A 15,593-nucleotide genomic window follows, 5' to 3' on the forward strand; every position below is an offset into this window, starting at 1 on the left:
GAGGTGTGCTCATGAGAAGCAAAAGAATACCTGCCGAAGAACAATACCGTCTCATCATGGAATGCCGTCAAAGTGGATTGACAGATCATCAATGGTGTGTGGAACATGATATCAAGCCAGGAACTTTTTACAACTGGGTAAAAAGACTGCGTCAGAAAGGTTGTGTGGATTTGCCGGCGTCAACTGGACGCACCTATCGCGCACCAGAAAGCCAGGAAGTTGTCAGAGTGGAGTTTCATGATACTGACCCGATTCCTTATGAACAGCCATTAAATGTAATTCCGGCAGCTACGGAAAGGAATAACTTTTCTGTAGCAGAGTCAATGAAGCTGTCTGTAGGCAGCTTTCATCTAACAATACCAAATGGAACAGATCCTCAGCTTCTGGCTCAAACGCTTCGAATTGTGAAGGAGCTGGAATGTTAGGGGATATCACAGCCGCCGATGAAATCTATATCGTAACAGGCAGAACGGATATGCGGAAATCCATTGACGGGCTGTGTGCTATTGTAGAGGATCAACTCCATATGGATCCAAGGCGAAGTGCCCTGTATCTTTTCTGTGGAAAACGTTGTGACAGGATCAAAGCTTTGCTCTGGGAATCTGACGGATTTGTGCTGCTGTATAAACGTATGGAAGTTCAGGGCAGGTTTCGCTGGCCCAGAAATCAGCTGGAAGTAAAACAATTGACCTGGCAGCAATTCGACTGGCTCATGTCCGGGCTTGAAATCGAACAACCCAAGGCATTCAAACCTACGGAATGATCGCGTAAAACATCTATGCCAACCAACAGAAACGGAGGGGCTTCTCACCCTGTATCATGTCTGAAATCCCTTGTAAATGCTGGGTTTTCTGCTTCTTTTTCATTGCTTTTTATGGTATAATAAGAGCAGTGAAAAAGGAGCAGAAAACATATGGCTGGCAATTCAAAAGATTCAAAAATCCTTGCGTACAAGGACATGATCAACCAACTGAATAAGACGATTTCCACACAGACAGAACTGATCCAGTCTTTACAAAAAACATTGGAAGCAGACCGGCTGGAAAAAGAAAACCTTCGTCAGCAGATTGAATATCTCACGAAGAAACTTTTTGGTACTTCCAGTGAAAAACGGAAAGATATCGATGGCCAGTTGAATCTTTTTGATGAAGCCGAGCAGGAAGCAGATCCGACATGGGAACAGGAACTTCCTGATGACATCACTGTTCCGGAACATAAGAGAAAAGCAAGACGGACACATGCTGATCTCTTTAAAAATGTTCCTTCCTGCGACGAGATCATTTCTCTTCCGGAGGAGGAGCGAAACTGTCCAACCTGCGGAACGCAGATGGAATGTATTGGGAAAGAATTCGTCCGCCATGAATTTCGTTTTACCCCTGCCAAGGGAAAAGTAGTAAATATCTATCGTGAAACCTATAAATGCCCGGAGTGTGCCATATCAGAGGAACATCCGGATGATCAGACATTTGTCAAAGCCCCTGTTCAGGAAGCATTGATCCTGGAAAGTTATGCATCGGAATCCGTTGTCGGATGGGCAATGCACCAGAAGTACCAGAATGGTCTGCCGTTAAACAGGCAGGAAGAGGACTGGAAGCAACTGGGTGTCCCATTAAGCCGGGCTACGCTTGCTAACTGGATCATTTACTGTGCCGAGAATTATCTCCGTCATGTTTATGATTATTTTCACCGTCAGTTACGGATGCGTAAATATCTGATGGCAGATGAAACCCGGGTTCAGGTACTGAATGAGCCGGAGCGTAATCCTGAAACGGATTCCTGGATGTGGCTCTTCCGCAGTGGAGAAGATGGACTTCCGCCGATCCTGCTCTACCATTACACAGAGACAAGGGCAAAGTTCCATGCAGCATCTTTCCTACAGGGGTTCAGCGGATATCTGGAGACGGATGGATACCAGGGTTATAATAATCTGCCGGACATCAAACGCTGCTCTTGCTGGGCACATGTGAGACGTTACTTCACAGATGCCATACCGAAAGGGAAAGAGTATGATTACAGCCTTCCGGCAGTGCAGGGAGTACAGTTCTGTTCCAAGCTGTTTGATTGTGAGCGGTACTCAAAAGCAAAAAATCACACTGCGGAGCAGAGAAAACAATTTCGTCTTGAAAAGGAGAAGCCAATACTGGAGGCATTCTGGAATTGGCTGGATCAACGGCGCCCAAACAAAGGAACCCGTTTGGCGAAAGCGGTAAACTATGCCCAAAATCGGAAAGGCACCCTGATGACTTATCTGGAAGACGGTCATTGCAGTTTGTCCAATAATCTTAGCGAGAATGCAATCAGGCCATTCACTGTCGGCCGGAAGAACTGGCTGTTCAGTGCCAGTCCGAAAGGAGCTGCCTCCAGTGCTATTGTGTATACAATGGTCGAGATGGCAAAAGCGAATGATCTGAATACCTATAAATATCTGACATATCTCTTATCACAGCGGCCAGACGATAAAATGTCAGATGAACAGTTGGAACAGCTTGCCCCATGGAGCGAGACTGCGAAAACGAACTGTCAAAACTAAAATAGAGTAAAACGCTTGCATCTATCATTTTGGTGCAAGCGTAATTCATGAGTAACGTAGCAATATTTTGCGCTTACTTTTGAAAATCTTTTGTCAGATAATTACTTCACGCAAAAATACAGGCGTTAAATAATAAATGTAATAAGAAAAGGAAGATTTTTGACGGAATCTATGATATACTAAATTACAAGTGTTTCAACATATATTTTGAAAACAACGTGCCCTGGAGAGGGACAGAAATTAATATTACAATGATAAAGTAAGGAACAAAGAAAAGACATGTCACACAAAACTCTATTTTTACAGCAGTCCTACATCGACTGCACAAACCAGTATACCGCGCTTCTGGAAGCACCGAAGCTGCCATTATGGGATTACGTGATTCTTACAGCTTCCAATGAGGAACAGGCTGCATCATACCGTACACAGATTCAGTATCGTCTGGATCATAATATGCTTCCGGCATCGACGCATTATGCAGTGCTTCCGGATCCAGACGGAAAACGGGTAGGAAGCGGCGGCGCTACACTGAATGTTTTGCGTTACGTTCATGAGAATGCAGGTTCATTCGAAAAGCAGCGGATTCTGGTGATCCATTCCGGCGGTGACAGTAAGCGGGTGCCGCAGTATTCTGCCTGCGGAAAGTTATTTTCACCGGTACCGCGTGTTCTGCCGAATGGAAAACGTTCTACCCTGTTTGATGAATTTATGATTTCCATGAGCGGTGTTGCTGCACGAATGAATGCAGGAATGCTGGTATGCTCGGGAGATGTACTGCTGCTGTTCAATCCGCTGCAGATTGATTTTTATGGAAAAGGTGCTGCGGCACTTTCCATTAAAGAGCCAGCGGAAATTGGAAAAAATCATGGCGTTTACCGCGTAGACGGGGAAGGAAATGTAGGTGGTTTCCTGCATAAAAAAACAGTGGAGCAGCTGCAGAGCCTTGGGGCTTCGGATGATCAGGGGAATGTAGATATTGATACCGGAGCCGTAATCTTTGACAGCGAAATGCTGCAGGCACTGTATCAGCTGGTAGATACGAAGGAAAAATTTGCGGCTTATGTAAATGAGCGTACCCGGCTTTCCTTTTACGCCGATTTCCTCTACCCGCTGGCGTCGGATTCTACACTCGAGCAATATTATAAGGAAACACCGGAAGGAGATTTTACACCGGAACTGGAGCAGTGCCGGACCGAACTGTGGAGTGTACTGCATCCGTACCAGATGAAGCTGATCCGAATGTCACCTGCTGCATTTATTCACTTTGGTACGACAAAAGAACTGCGGGAACTTATGACAGAACGAATGGAGGAGTTCTGTTATCTGGGATGGTCGTCGCATATTCATACGAATCGTGCAGAACAGAACTTTGCTGTATCAAATAGTTATGTGAGTCCGGCAGCGGAGATTGGTGTCGGAAGTTATCTGGAAGACAGCATGATTCGTCATAAATCACAGATAGGAGAAGAATGTGTGATTTCCGGCGTGACATTAGATGGTCAGGCGATTCCGGATCACACCGTTCTGCATGGCCTGAAACTGCTGAATGGAAAATTTGTTGTCCGTATGTACGGTGTTTCTGACAATCCGAAGGAAGCATCTTTGTTTGGAAAAGAATTACCGGTGCCGCTTTGGGAAGCGCCGATTTATCCGGTGTGTGCGTCAATGGAAGAAGCGGTACATCAGACACTGGAGGCCTGGAAAGAAGGTTTTCCGATTTGGGAAGATGGAATTTCACTGAAAGACAGTTTTAACCAAGCAGATCTTTCCGCACTGTTACCGTGGCAGGAAAAGGTATCGGATAAAGTAGAACTGGAAGAGATTCTGGAGGCGATCGACAGGAAGGAAAACCTGACCAGACTGGTAGAAGAAATGCGGGATGGCATTTCGGAACGGATCAAGGCAGAACTCCTGAAAGAAGCACAGAGATTAAGCGAGACGGAGCTGGAACAGTTCAGCAGAAAAATCAGAATTTATTATGTTCTGTCCTGCTTTGAGGAAAAATATATGGATTCCTGCTTCGCAACCATCAGCAGCGGTATTCTTGCCGGAGCGGTAAAGGGCCTTAGTTATGATGCGGATGCAAAGATGGGCAAAGATCAGGTGACCGTAAATCTCCCGGTCCGTGTGAACTGGGGAGGCGGCTGGAGCGATACGCCGCCGTACTGCATGGAGCATGGCGGAACCGTTCTGAATGCGGCTGTGATGCTGGACGGAAACTGCCCGATCGAAGTTGTGGTTAAGAAAGTAGATGAACCTGTGATTATTCTCGCAAGTGCGGACAGCGGTGCCGAGCAGACCTTTACCGATATTTCCAGTTTACAGGATTCCAGCAATCCATACGATCCATTTGCACTGCACAAAGCAGCCCTGATCGCATGCGGCGTTATTCCATATAAAGAGCCGGTTTCGGTGCAGGAGATTACGAAAAATCTGGGAAGCGGTCTGTATCTTTCTACACAGGTGATTAATATTCCACGCGGTTCCGGCCTTGGAACATCCTCAATTCTGGCGGGCGCCTGCGTAAAAGCATTATATGAGATGCTGGGAAAAGAGGTAACGGACGAAGAGCTGTATGACCGTGTTCTCTGTATGGAACAGATTATGTCGACTGGCGGCGGCTGGCAGGATCAGGTCGGAGGTCTGGCACCTGGAATCAAGATGGTTTCGAGTGAACCGGCGATCCGGCAGAGAATTACGTGTGTGCCGTGCAAAATCAGTGAAAAAACAAGAAAAGAACTCGATGAGCGTTTCTGCCTGATCTATTCCGGGCAGCGCAGACTGGCAAGAAATCTGCTGCGGGATGTCGTTGGAAGATACGTCGGAGGAATCGAGGATGCGGTGGATGTCTTATATGAGATCCAGCAGACAGCGGTTCTGATGCGGTTTGAACTGGAAAAAGGAAATATCGATGGATTTGCAGAGCTTTTGAATCAGCACTGGGAATTATCAAAGAAGCTCGATGCGGGCTGTACCAATACATGTATTGACATGATTTTCCATTCCGTGGAAGATCTGATCGATGGAAAGATGATCTGCGGTGCCGGCGGAGGCGGTTTCCTTCAGGTAGTGCTGAAAAAGGGCGTAACGCAGGAAGATGTGCGGAAACGGCTGCGCGAAGTTTTCCAGGATAGCGGTGTAGATGTATGGAGCTGTTCACTGGCGTAGAAGGAGGAAAAAGATGTTAAAAGGAATATCACCGTTATTATCACCGGAACTGTTAAAAGTACTGGATGAAATGGGACATGGAGATGAGATTGTATTTGCCGATGCGAATTTTCCAACGGTCAGTACAGGAAAACGAATTGTACGTGCAGACGGAATCGGTGCAGTGGAGCTGCTGGATGCTGTTTTGCAGCTGTTCCCGCTGGATCAGTACGATGAGGATCATTTTGTACTGATGGAAGTGGTGCCGGGAGATCCGGTTCAGACGCCGATCTGGGATGAGTATAAAGCGGTTCTGAATCGATACGAACCGGAAGCAAAAGTACATACGATGGAACGCTTTGCCTACTATGAGCGTGCAAAAGAAGCCTATTGTGTTGTGGCAACGGGTGAGACGGCACAGTATGCCAATATGATTCTGAAAAAAGGTGTGGTAAGATAGGAATGGAATATTTTGCTTCGTCGTCCCATTCGGTGTCGTCGCAGCGTATTTTATATACACCGTCGGAATTTGCCAGAACTTCACTTCTGTATTTACAGGAAACAGGTTCGCTCCATGCACTGGCGGCGCATACGTCTCATCGAGAGCATCTGGCTTCGTATCTGTTCTTTTCGGTAACATCGGGGTCAGGAGAGCTGAATTACAATGGGAAAACGTATGCACTGCATTCCGGAGACTGTGTTTTCATTGACTGCAGAAAACCGTATTCCCATGCGACATCGGCAGATCTGTGGACCTTGCAGTGGTGTCATTTTTTCGGCCATACCATGCCTGATATTTACAAAAAGTATCAGGAGCGCGGCGGACAGCCGGTTTTTCATCCCAAGGAAATGGAAGAATTGGTAGAAGTTATGACAGACCTGTATTCTGCGGCAGGATCGGACAGTTATGTGCGGGATATGAAAATCAATGAGATTTTAAACCGCCTGCTTTGGATTCTGATGAAGAATTCCTGGCATCCAGAACAGGGACGCGCTGCGCATGCCAGAAAACGGATGAGTATGGAAAAGGTGAAAAGTTATCTGGATGAAAATTATAAGGAACATATTACACTGGAACTGCTGTCACAGAAGTTTTATATTAATAAATATTATCTGACGAAGATATTTAAAGAAACATATGGTGTGACAATCATTTCTTATCTGGAAACGAGACGGATTACGCAGGCGAAAAATCTGCTTCGATTTACTGATATGACGGTGGATGAAATCAGTGCCGCAATCGGAATGAATGATGCAAATTATCTGGCGCGCCGTTTTCGAAAAATAGAAGGAATGAGTCCGGGAGAATACCGGAAAAAATGGTAAAACAGAAAACCGCAAATTATTTTCAGCAGATCGGGCAGAAAATGGTTTGCGGTTTTTCATTACAATTTAGAAAAGGGACGGCAGATCGTATTTATGTTTATCGTGTACATTGATGTCTTTTCCGAATTGGACTTCAATGATCTGCAGTTCCGTATCAGCAAAAATGGTGTGTTTGCTGCCTGCATTCATCTGCAGGGTGTCACCGGCGTGAACATTGTAAACAACGCCGTCGATCACGGCACGTCCTGTGCCGGAAATAACGTTCCAGACTTCATTCCGGAAATCATGACTGTGGTAGTTCATCTGATGACCCGGATTTAAAGTTACTTTAATCGTAAGGCTTTCTTTTTCGATATCCAGAATGCGGAAACTGCCCCAGGATTTTTCTGCAAACATAACGCGGTGATTTAGTGTATTGACAAAGGGCTTGATGTAACTGGACTGCTCTTTATCGGAAACCAAGATGCCGTCCGGACTTGCGGAAACCACAATATCTTTCAGCCCCATACAGAGTACGGGAAGATTCAGCTCGTTGACTACATGCACATTTCTGCAGGTTTCGTTAAACAGTGCTTCGCCGACATTGTGGCTGTCCATGGCCTCAGTCAGAGTATTCCAGGTTCCAAGGTCTTTCCACATGCCGGAGAAACGCATCACTTCGATACGGTCCTCGTGTTCTACCACTGCGTAATCAAAACTGATTTTGTCTAACGTTTCATATTTGCTGAAAAGATCTTCGTAGTTTTCAAAATCAATTAATGCATGAGCGCGATCCAGAACATAACCAAGACGGAAAGCAAAAACACCGCCGTTCCAAAGAGCACCCTGGGAAATATACTGTTCTGCAATTTCTTTGGTCGGTTTCTCTTTGAACATCGACACCGTGCTGACAGGAGCCGGGGTGTCTGGAATAATGTATCCGTATTTTTCGCTTGGATAGGTCGGTTCAATACCCATCAGAACCAGGTTGGCATTGCTGGAAGCAGCCTGGGCATCGAGGTCTTTTAAGGCATCAAAATAATCAATTTCCACATAAGGGTCAACCGGGCAGACAACGACAGGTTCGTCCTCGGAAATTCCCTTTACATCCTTCAGATAGGCTGCGGCAAGCGCAATGGCCGGGAATGTATCACGGCGGCAAGGCTCAACGCTGATGCCGACATCTTCCCCTAACTGATTGTGGATGGCGGAAACCTGTGATTTTGAGGTCGCGATGGTTACCGTTGCATCCTTGTCGATCGTACGGATCTGACGGTAAACGCGCTGTACCATGGATTCCAGTTCACCATCTGCCGTATGGAAAATTTTGATAAACTGCTTGGAACGGATATCATTGGAAAGCGGCCACAGGCGCTGGCCGGAGCCGCCGGATAATAAAACGATATTCATAAAGTTTCTCCGTTATCTTTCTGCACGCATCGGGTTGTTCAGGAAATCCTCGTAGGAGAGACGGATGCCGTCTTCCAGCTCGGTTTTGTAGGTCCAGCCAAGAGCGGTTGCTTTGGATACGTCGAGCAGTTTTCTTGGAGTACCATTTGGCTTTGTGCTGTCCCAATTGATTTTTCCATTATAACCGATTACTTTTGCAACAAGCTCTGTCAGCTCTTTGATGGTCAGTTCTTTTCCGGTTCCGGCGTTTACGGTCTCATTTCCGGAATAGTTGTTCATCAGGAAGACACAGAGATTTGCAAGGTCATCGACATACAGGAACTCACGCAGCGGAGAGCCGTCGCCCCAGCAGGTAACTTCCGGCAGATTGTTAACCTTTGCTTCATGGAAGCGGCGGATCAGTGCAGGAAGTACGTGGCTGTGGGTTGGATGATAGTTATCGTTTGGTCCGTAAAGATTGGTTGGCATAACGGAAATATAATCAGTTCCGTACTGACGGTTCAGAAACTCACAGTATTTTAAGCCGGAGATTTTTGCAAGTGCATAAGCCTCGTTTGTTTTTTCCAGTTCAGAAGTCAGCAGACAGCTTTCCTTCATTGGCTGCGGTGCCATACGCGGGTAAATGCAGGAGGATCCAAGAAACTCCAGTTTTTTACAGCCGTTTTTCCACGCAGAGTGGATGACATTCATTTCCAGTGTCATGTTATCATACATGAAATCTGCCAGTGCTTCCTGGTTTGCAACGATGCCGCCTACTTTTGCAGCAGCGAGGAAGACATATTCCGGTTTTTCCTCTGCGAAAAATGCCTCGACAGCATCCTGACGGCAGAGATCCAGTTCTTTGTGGGTACGGGTAATGATATTTTCATAACCCTGGCGTTTCAGTTCTCTTACAATCGCGGAACCAACCATTCCACGGTGTCCGGCTACATAAATTTTTGCATTTTTTTCCATCATGATATTTGCATCTCCTAAATTAAAGTGCGGCTTTCATGGCTTTTTCCTGTTTTGCAAGCTGACGGTCATGCTTTGCCATAATTTCTACTAATTCAGCATACGTTGTTTTCTGCGGATTCCATCCAAGAACGGTTTTGGCCTTGGTCGGATCGCCCCAGAGGTTATCAACGTCGGTCGGACGGAACCATTCCGGATTGACACATACCAGCATTTTGCCGGTTTCTGCATCGTAGCCTTTTTCTTCCAGACCGGTGCCTTCCCAGCGGATGGTAATGCCGTTTGCAGCGAATGCTTTTTCAGTGAAATCACGTACGGTATGCTGCTCGCCGGTTGCGATGACGAAATCTTCCGGTGTTTCATGCTGCATAATCATCCACATGCACTCCACATAATCTTTTGCATAACCCCAGTCACGCAGGGAGTCCATGTTCCCAAGTTCCAGATGATCCTGAATACCTTCTGCGATTCTTCCGGCAGCCAGTGTGATTTTACGGGTAACAAAGTTCTCACCGCGGCGCTCGGATTCATGGTTGAACAGAATACCGTTGACAGCAAACATGCCGTATGCTTCGCGGTACTCTTTTACAATCCAGAAGCCATACTGCTTTGCAACCGCATACGGGCTGTATGGATGGAACGGGGTTGTCTCGCGCTGCGGAACCTCTTCTACTTTTCCATACAGTTCAGAAGTAGATGCCTGGTAAACTTTTGTCTTTTTGGTAAGGCCAAGAATGCGGCATGCTTCCAGAATACGAAGAACACCAAGAGCATCCACATCGCCGGAATACTCCGGAACATCAAAAGAAACCTGTACATGAGACTGTGCAGCCAGGTTGTAAATCTCATCCGGCTGGACAATATTGATAATACGAATCAGCGATGACGAATCAGAAAGGTCACCGTCATGCAGTGTGATTTTATCCATAATGTGCTCGATACGAGCTGTATTTGCAAGCGAAGCGCGACGGGTGATACCATGAACCTCATAACCTTTTTCTAACAGAAACTCCGCAAGATAAGAGCCGTCCTGACCAGTGATACCGGTGATAAGTGCTTTTTTCATTCGAAAATCCTCTCTATTCAATAATGTGTAGTGTGGAGAAAAATCTCCGTATTAGTTGTTTGTGTATGTAGTTTAACGGAAGATGGGGAGAAATGTGAGAGGATATTTTGGGGGTTGATAGCATTATATTGGTTTATTCGGTCAGAAGTGGTTTGATTTCCTTTTCTGAGGCACTAGTTCATGGATAAGTCAAATTTGGAAAAATGGTGGGAAAAGATAAGCACAGAACTTGACACATAAGAACAGGAATGATAAACTAAGATTGAACAAAATCGCTGCGCGATGGCCTGCCAAGGCTGTGGCGCAGTTTTATTTTTATTAAAAAAGCAGTGGAATTACTTTCCATAATCCGTTATTGTTAAGTTACCACACGAAACAACTGAACTAAGAAAGCTCCACTGCCTATGATAAGAATAACATTTTCCAGTCTCTTCCGCAACCGGAATTATGACGCTAACGCACCTCCGAATAGGTAGATGTAATTATTAACACTCTCCATATAATGATATGATACCTCTGAAGTAGACAAGGTAAATAACCAAAATCTACGTTGGAGGTATTTTTATGGGAAAAAAACCCAAGTGTACGGTTGAAGAAAAAATTTCTGCTGTCGAGGATTATCTGAATGGAATACGTTCTGTCTCTGAAATTATGGTAGATTTATCTATAAAAAGTACACGAACTATAAGAGACTGGATACTGGCATATCAAAATGGGGGAATAAAAGCCCTCTGCCCTGTTACAGCTAACCATTCCTATTCCAGTGAATTTAAAATTGAAATGGTTCGGAAGTATATCAACGGGGAAGGATCGGTTACCGATTTATGCGCCAGATATGGAATTCCTGCACATGCAACACTACAAAAATGGATTTCGTTGTATAATGCCAATAGAGAACTTAGGGATTATGATCCCAAGAGGGAGGTCTATATGGCAGAAGCACGAAGAAAGACAACGTTAGCTGAACGTAAGGAAATCGTTGAATACTGTATTACCCATAACCGTGATTATAAAGGAACAGCTTCTCTATATGATGTTTCTTATAGCCAGGTGTACTCATGGGTCAGAAAATATGATGCTGTTGGGGAAGATGGACTGTCCGATAAACGCGGGCACCACAAAACGGATGATGAAGTCGATGAACTGGAATGGCTGCGCCGGGAGAACCTGCGACTAAAGCGCCAGCTTGAAGAAAAAGATATGGTGGTGGAACTGTTAAAAAAAAGTGAAGGAATTCGAAAGAATGTGAGGCTTGGAAAACTACGGTTTGAATCAAAATATCAGGCAATAAAATATTTTTACGAAAAAAAGCAATGGGGTGTCAACTGGATGTGCAAACAATTGGGCATATCACACGCTGCTTACTATAAATGGCTGCACCGGACAATTCCAGAGCAGGAATCCGAGAACACAAAACTGGCAGAACTGATAAAGGAGTATGACGAACGGTTCGGACATATCTTGGGATACAGGCGGATGACAAGCTGGATCAACCATTTCAATCACACCAGCTACAGCAGGAACAGGGTTCACAGAATCATGAGGAAGCTGGGAATTCATTCTATTATCCGTAAAAAGAAGAAGAAATACCCGTCGTCCAGACCGGAGACAACAGCGGAAAATAAGCTGAAGAGGGAATTCAATGCAACGAAACCTAATGAGAAATGGGCTACGGATGTTACGGAATTCAAGGTTCCTGAGACTGGCAGGAAACTATATCTCAGTGTCATCCTTGATCTATATGATCGATTTCCAGTTGCGTATGTCATAAGCGGAAGAAATGACAATAAGCTCGTGTTTGACACATACGATAAGGCTCTCAAAGATAATCCGGATGCCAGGCCGATTTTTCATTCTGACAGAGGTTTTCAGTACACGAGCAGAATATTTCAGAAAAGGCTTCGAGAACAAGGCATGGAACAGTCTATGTCCCGTGTTGGACACTGCATTGATAATGGTCCTACTGAAGGATTGTGGGGGATTATCAAATCAGAGATGTATTGTATGTATAAGATAACCGACGAGATATCTTTACGTTCGGCAATCGACAAATATATAAAGTTTTATGCCGAAGAAAGACTGCAGGAAAGATTCCATTGCAAAACGCCACTGGAAGTACGAAGCGAAGCATTATCAGCGGAAACCCCGATACAATATCCGATTGCTGAGAACAAAAGAATAGAAGCATACAAAGCAAAATGGTGTGCCTCCTCCTCTCTGGCACGTCAGGAAAGAGAGTTTGCCAGATATGATCTCGATCTCTCCACAAAGACTATGGCGAACTGGATCATAAACTGTGCAGACAGATACCTGAAACCGCTGTATCAGCTGATGAAAGAGGAACTTCTGGAAAGCAGATATATCCATTGTGACGAAAGCCGGATCCAGGTACTCGGAGAACCGGATCAGAAAGGGACGACCCAGAACTGGATGTGGGTATATCTCACGGATGAATTCAGTGGTTCCCCGCAGATGGTACTCTTCGATTATGAAAGGACCCGTGCGGGATATCATCCTGTAAACTTTTTAGGGGACAGGTTTCATGGGTATCTGACCTGTGATGGATATCAGGCTTATCACAGTTTAGGAGAAGGTATCATAGTAAGCGGGTGCCTTACCCATGCAAGACGACGTTTTGATGCAGCCCTCACAGCATTAAAAAAAGACTTTACAAAAGAACAGCTGAAAGAGACCATTGCATATCAGGCGATGTCAAGGATCGGGATCCTCTATAAGATCGAGGAAATGATCCACAATAAAGCACCGGAAGAAAAATATGAGGAGCGCCAGAAACAGTCCCGTCCAGTTATGGATGCCCTGTTTGAATGGCTGCATACGATGGAAGATTCTGTAGACAGGTCTTCCCTTATTGGTGATGCCATTTTGTATACGCTTAATCAGGAAGCATATCAGAAACGCTATCTGGAAGATGGCCATCTCAGTATAGACAACAACAGTGCAGAACGTGCATTGAAAAACTTTGCAGTGGGACGCCGCAACTGGCTGTTTGCCAAAAGTGTACGGGGAGCTGGTGCCAGTGCCCTTGTTTACAGCATTACAGAAACGGCACTTCTGAACCATCTGAAACCATACGCATATCTGACTTATATATTGGATGAACTCAGAAAAATGGGAGCTTTTCCTAAAGAGGAAGAGTTAAAGAAACTGCTTCCATGGTCAGAAGATCTTCCGGAATACTGCCGTACTAAACTAAAAAATAATACTAAGCCATCTGATATAGAATTTGGCAGACAGCCAGAAACAGTATCAGATGGCTTTTATAAAATGTCAATATACGGATGATTACCTACTTACCTGTGTACAGCTCGGTATCAGCATTGCCGACCTCGACCTGCTGACCATCGGGTTGGTCAATGATATGTTCACGGAGCGGCAGAATGACGGCTATTCGTACAAAGAGCTGGCAAGTCAGTCGGACTTCGATCGATTTTAAAGGTTCGACTTATTTTACTTGACTTTGCAGACTATCTGATTTATTATACTCGTAAAGAAGTAACTTACGAGTTACTAACTCACGAGTATAATTATTGGAGGTGAGTAGATGAGTCAATTCTATTGCCGTGAGGATGAGCTGCGGAAACTGAATAAACGGTATGCAGGTGATAAGTTTGAGTGCATTGTCATCTACGGCAGACGGCGTGTTGGTAAAACGGCACTGATCAACGAGTTCTGCAAAGATAAGCCTACCATTTTCTTTTCTGCATTGAACACGACAGGAAAGGAAAATCTGGAAGCTCTCTCAAAGTCGATTATGAGTTTTGAGCGGCCGGATATGGAGTCTGCACCGGAGTTCAGGTCCTATGATGCAGCTTTGGATGAGTTGACAGCACTTTCAAAGGAAAAGAGGATTGTCTTTGTCATTGATGAGTATCCTTATCTTGCAAAAGCAAAACCAGCTATTTCAGCGATGCTGCAGCACATCATCGACCACAAATGGACAGAGTCCAAGATGTACCTGATTCTTTGCGGCTCCTCTATGAGCTTCATGGAGAGTCAGGTGCTTGGAAAGGAAAGTCCGTTGTATGGCAGACGTACTGGCCAGTTTAAGATTGAGCCGCTAGACTATAAAGAAACCGCTGTGTTCCACCCAAATCTGTCTGCAGAAGACAATTCCCTGATTTATGGGATCACGGGAGGAGTTCCCCACTATATCAATAAGTTGGATGTGCGAGATAGTGTGGATGAAGCTCTGTTGGATAATTTCTTTGACCGCTCCAGCTATCTGTATGAGGAACCGGGGAACTTACTGAAGCAGGAACTCCGGGAGCCGGCCATTTATAATGCAATCATTAAAGCGATTGCAGAAGGTGCTTCCCGAATGAACGATATCAAGATGAAGGTCGGCGAGGAAAACTCGGTCGTATCGAAGTACCTGAAAACGCTGATCGACCTTGGCATTGCGAAGAAAGAAACACCGATTACAGAAAAACCGGGTAAGAAAACCATCTATCTGCTGGCTGATAACTTCTTCCGTTTCTGGTATCGGTTTGTGCCAATCAATATGAGTGCCATTGACTCTGGCAGAATTGCAAAGACCTATCCACACGCTGTAAAGCAGTATCTTCCTGATTACATGGGTCTAATTTATGAGAAGATGTGTCAGGATTACCTGCTCTATTATTCGGATAGCCTTCCTATTGAGCTGAGTGAAATCGGCCAGTGGTGGGGGACAGACCCGAAGAAGAAAAAGCAGATACAGATTGATATCGTCGGAACTCCTGTTGAGGGCAAAGACTATATCATCGGTTCATGCAAATACCGGAATGAGAAAATCGGTGTGGATGAACTCGATTTGATTCGGGATTATGCCTCAGTTTTTGGAAAGGGCAACAACTATCACTACTATATCTTCTCGAAAGGCGGATTCACAGATGGACTTCTTCAGGCACAAGAGCGAGGTGAAGTTCGGCTGATAACGCTGGAAGACCTTTACAAGTAAAAATTCTAATCAACCCTGCTGGTGAAAGTTGGCAGGGTATTTTAGTTTGCGCGCCATGGGCGCGCTCTAACGGGTGAAAGTCCCGAACACGCCTAGGCGACAAGGAAGTGTATAGCTGAACAGCAAGGGTGTCTATCGTAAGGTAGAATCTGAAGGAAGCTGTAAGCGAACTCTTGGTCCGACGGACAGAAATCACATATGAGGCTAGGTTCCGCTTGGTA

At 45.2% G+C, this 15,593-nt stretch carries 11 protein-coding genes and 2 pseudogenes; 10 read left to right on the top strand and 3 right to left on the bottom strand.

Features of this window, described 5'->3' with window-relative positions:
- Positions 1 to 11 precede the first annotated feature (11 nt).
- The 6 genes from tnpA to DWX26_RS14195 all read left to right on the top strand — a co-directional run bounded on the left by tnpA (position 12) and on the right by DWX26_RS14195 (position 7,003).
- Positions 12 to 425: an IS66 family insertion sequence element accessory protein TnpA gene (gene tnpA / locus DWX26_RS14170; RefSeq protein ID WP_173815580.1), complete on the top strand. Its 414-nt coding sequence runs from the start codon at positions 12 to 14 to the stop codon at positions 423 to 425.
- A complete protein-coding gene (gene tnpB / locus DWX26_RS14175) occupies positions 419 to 763 on the top strand; it encodes an IS66 family insertion sequence element accessory protein TnpB (protein WP_009246070.1) in 345 nt (114 codons plus the stop codon). The genes tnpA and tnpB overlap by 7 nt, the downstream gene beginning before the upstream one ends.
- A gap of 150 nt (positions 764 to 913) precedes the next feature.
- Positions 914 to 2,530 carry an IS66 family transposase gene (tnpC, locus tag DWX26_RS14180; protein WP_118601654.1) on the top strand — a complete coding sequence of 539 codons (1,617 nt, stop codon included), beginning with the start codon at positions 914 to 916 and terminating at the stop codon, positions 2,528 to 2,530.
- Between the two features lie 279 nt (positions 2,531 to 2,809).
- Positions 2,810 to 5,698: a fucose pyrophosphorylase domain-containing protein gene (locus DWX26_RS14185; protein WP_118601655.1), complete on the top strand. Its 2,889-nt coding sequence runs from the start codon at positions 2,810 to 2,812 to the stop codon at positions 5,696 to 5,698.
- Between the two features lie 13 nt (positions 5,699 to 5,711).
- Positions 5,712 to 6,137 (top strand): L-fucose mutarotase, encoded by a 426-nt coding sequence (gene fucU, locus DWX26_RS14190; RefSeq protein WP_055228359.1) that lies wholly within the window; start codon positions 5,712 to 5,714, stop codon positions 6,135 to 6,137.
- Between the two features lie 2 nt (positions 6,138 to 6,139).
- Complete coding sequence (locus DWX26_RS14195) at positions 6,140 to 7,003, top strand: AraC family transcriptional regulator (RefSeq protein WP_118601656.1); 864 nt, start codon at positions 6,140 to 6,142, stop codon at positions 7,001 to 7,003.
- Positions 7,004 to 7,069: 66 nt separating this feature from the next.
- On the opposite strand, the gene DWX26_RS14200 is transcribed toward DWX26_RS14195, so the two are convergent.
- Genes DWX26_RS14200 through gmd form a run of 3 tightly spaced genes read right to left on the bottom strand, consistent with a single transcriptional unit; the run spans position 7,070 to position 10,412 of the window.
- Positions 7,070 to 8,392, bottom strand: a complete 1,323-nt coding sequence (locus DWX26_RS14200) for a sugar phosphate nucleotidyltransferase (protein WP_118601657.1) — start codon at positions 8,390 to 8,392, stop codon at positions 7,070 to 7,072.
- Positions 8,393 to 8,404: 12 nt separating this feature from the next.
- Complete coding sequence (locus DWX26_RS14205; protein WP_334291844.1) at positions 8,405 to 9,346, bottom strand: GDP-L-fucose synthase family protein; 942 nt, start codon at positions 9,344 to 9,346, stop codon at positions 8,405 to 8,407.
- Between the two features lie 22 nt (positions 9,347 to 9,368).
- Entirely contained in the window at positions 9,369 to 10,412 is a 1,044-nt protein-coding gene (gene gmd, locus DWX26_RS14210; protein WP_055228363.1) for a GDP-mannose 4,6-dehydratase, read from the bottom strand.
- 780 nt (positions 10,413 to 11,192) lie between these two features.
- Here gmd and DWX26_RS17945 point away from each other — a divergent pair.
- The 4 genes and pseudogenes from DWX26_RS17945 to DWX26_RS14225 form a co-directional block, all read left to right on the top strand.
- Positions 11,193 to 12,530 (top strand): annotated as a pseudogene (locus DWX26_RS17945) (IS3 family transposase); the annotation flags it as partial.
- A 60-nt stretch (positions 12,531 to 12,590) separates the two neighbouring features.
- Positions 12,591 to 13,628 (top strand): annotated as a pseudogene (tnpC, locus tag DWX26_RS17950) (IS66 family transposase); the annotation flags it as partial.
- 55 nt (positions 13,629 to 13,683) lie between these two features.
- Positions 13,684 to 13,866 carry a hypothetical protein gene (locus DWX26_RS14220; RefSeq protein ID WP_082424984.1) on the top strand — a complete coding sequence of 61 codons (183 nt, stop codon included), beginning with the start codon at positions 13,684 to 13,686 and terminating at the stop codon, positions 13,864 to 13,866.
- 108 nt (positions 13,867 to 13,974) lie between these two features.
- Positions 13,975 to 15,372 (top strand): ATP-binding protein, encoded by a 1,398-nt coding sequence (locus tag DWX26_RS14225; protein WP_112483362.1) that lies wholly within the window; start codon positions 13,975 to 13,977, stop codon positions 15,370 to 15,372.
- Positions 15,373 to 15,593 lie beyond the last annotated feature (221 nt).

The sequence above is a fragment of the Blautia sp. AF19-1 genome, from assembly GCF_003479155.1.
In the GTDB taxonomy this organism is placed as follows: Bacteria; Bacillota; Clostridia; order Lachnospirales; family Lachnospiraceae; genus Fusicatenibacter; species Fusicatenibacter saccharivorans.

Excerpts from the sequence above, each read along its gene's own strand:
- tnpA (WP_173815580.1), top strand. The coding sequence starts at position 12 with ATGAGAAGCAAAAGAATACCTGCCGAAGAACAATACCGTCTCATCATG.
- tnpB (WP_009246070.1), top strand. The coding sequence starts at position 419 with ATGTTAGGGGATATCACAGCCGCCGATGAAATCTATATCGTAACAGGC.
- tnpC (WP_118601654.1), top strand. The coding sequence starts at position 914 with ATGGCTGGCAATTCAAAAGATTCAAAAATCCTTGCGTACAAGGACATG.
- DWX26_RS14185 (WP_118601655.1), top strand. The coding sequence starts at position 2,810 with ATGTCACACAAAACTCTATTTTTACAGCAGTCCTACATCGACTGCACA.
- fucU (WP_055228359.1), top strand. The coding sequence starts at position 5,712 with ATGTTAAAAGGAATATCACCGTTATTATCACCGGAACTGTTAAAAGTA.
- DWX26_RS14195 (WP_118601656.1), top strand. The coding sequence starts at position 6,140 with ATGGAATATTTTGCTTCGTCGTCCCATTCGGTGTCGTCGCAGCGTATT.
- DWX26_RS14200 (WP_118601657.1), bottom strand. The coding sequence starts at position 8,392 with ATGAATATCGTTTTATTATCCGGCGGCTCCGGCCAGCGCCTGTGGCCG.
- DWX26_RS14205 (WP_334291844.1), bottom strand. The coding sequence starts at position 9,346 with ATGGAAAAAAATGCAAAAATTTATGTAGCCGGACACCGTGGAATGGTT.
- gmd (WP_055228363.1), bottom strand. The coding sequence starts at position 10,412 with ATGAAAAAAGCACTTATCACCGGTATCACTGGTCAGGACGGCTCTTAT.
- DWX26_RS14220 (WP_082424984.1), top strand. The coding sequence starts at position 13,684 with ATGGCTTTTATAAAATGTCAATATACGGATGATTACCTACTTACCTGT.
- DWX26_RS14225 (WP_112483362.1), top strand. The coding sequence starts at position 13,975 with ATGAGTCAATTCTATTGCCGTGAGGATGAGCTGCGGAAACTGAATAAA.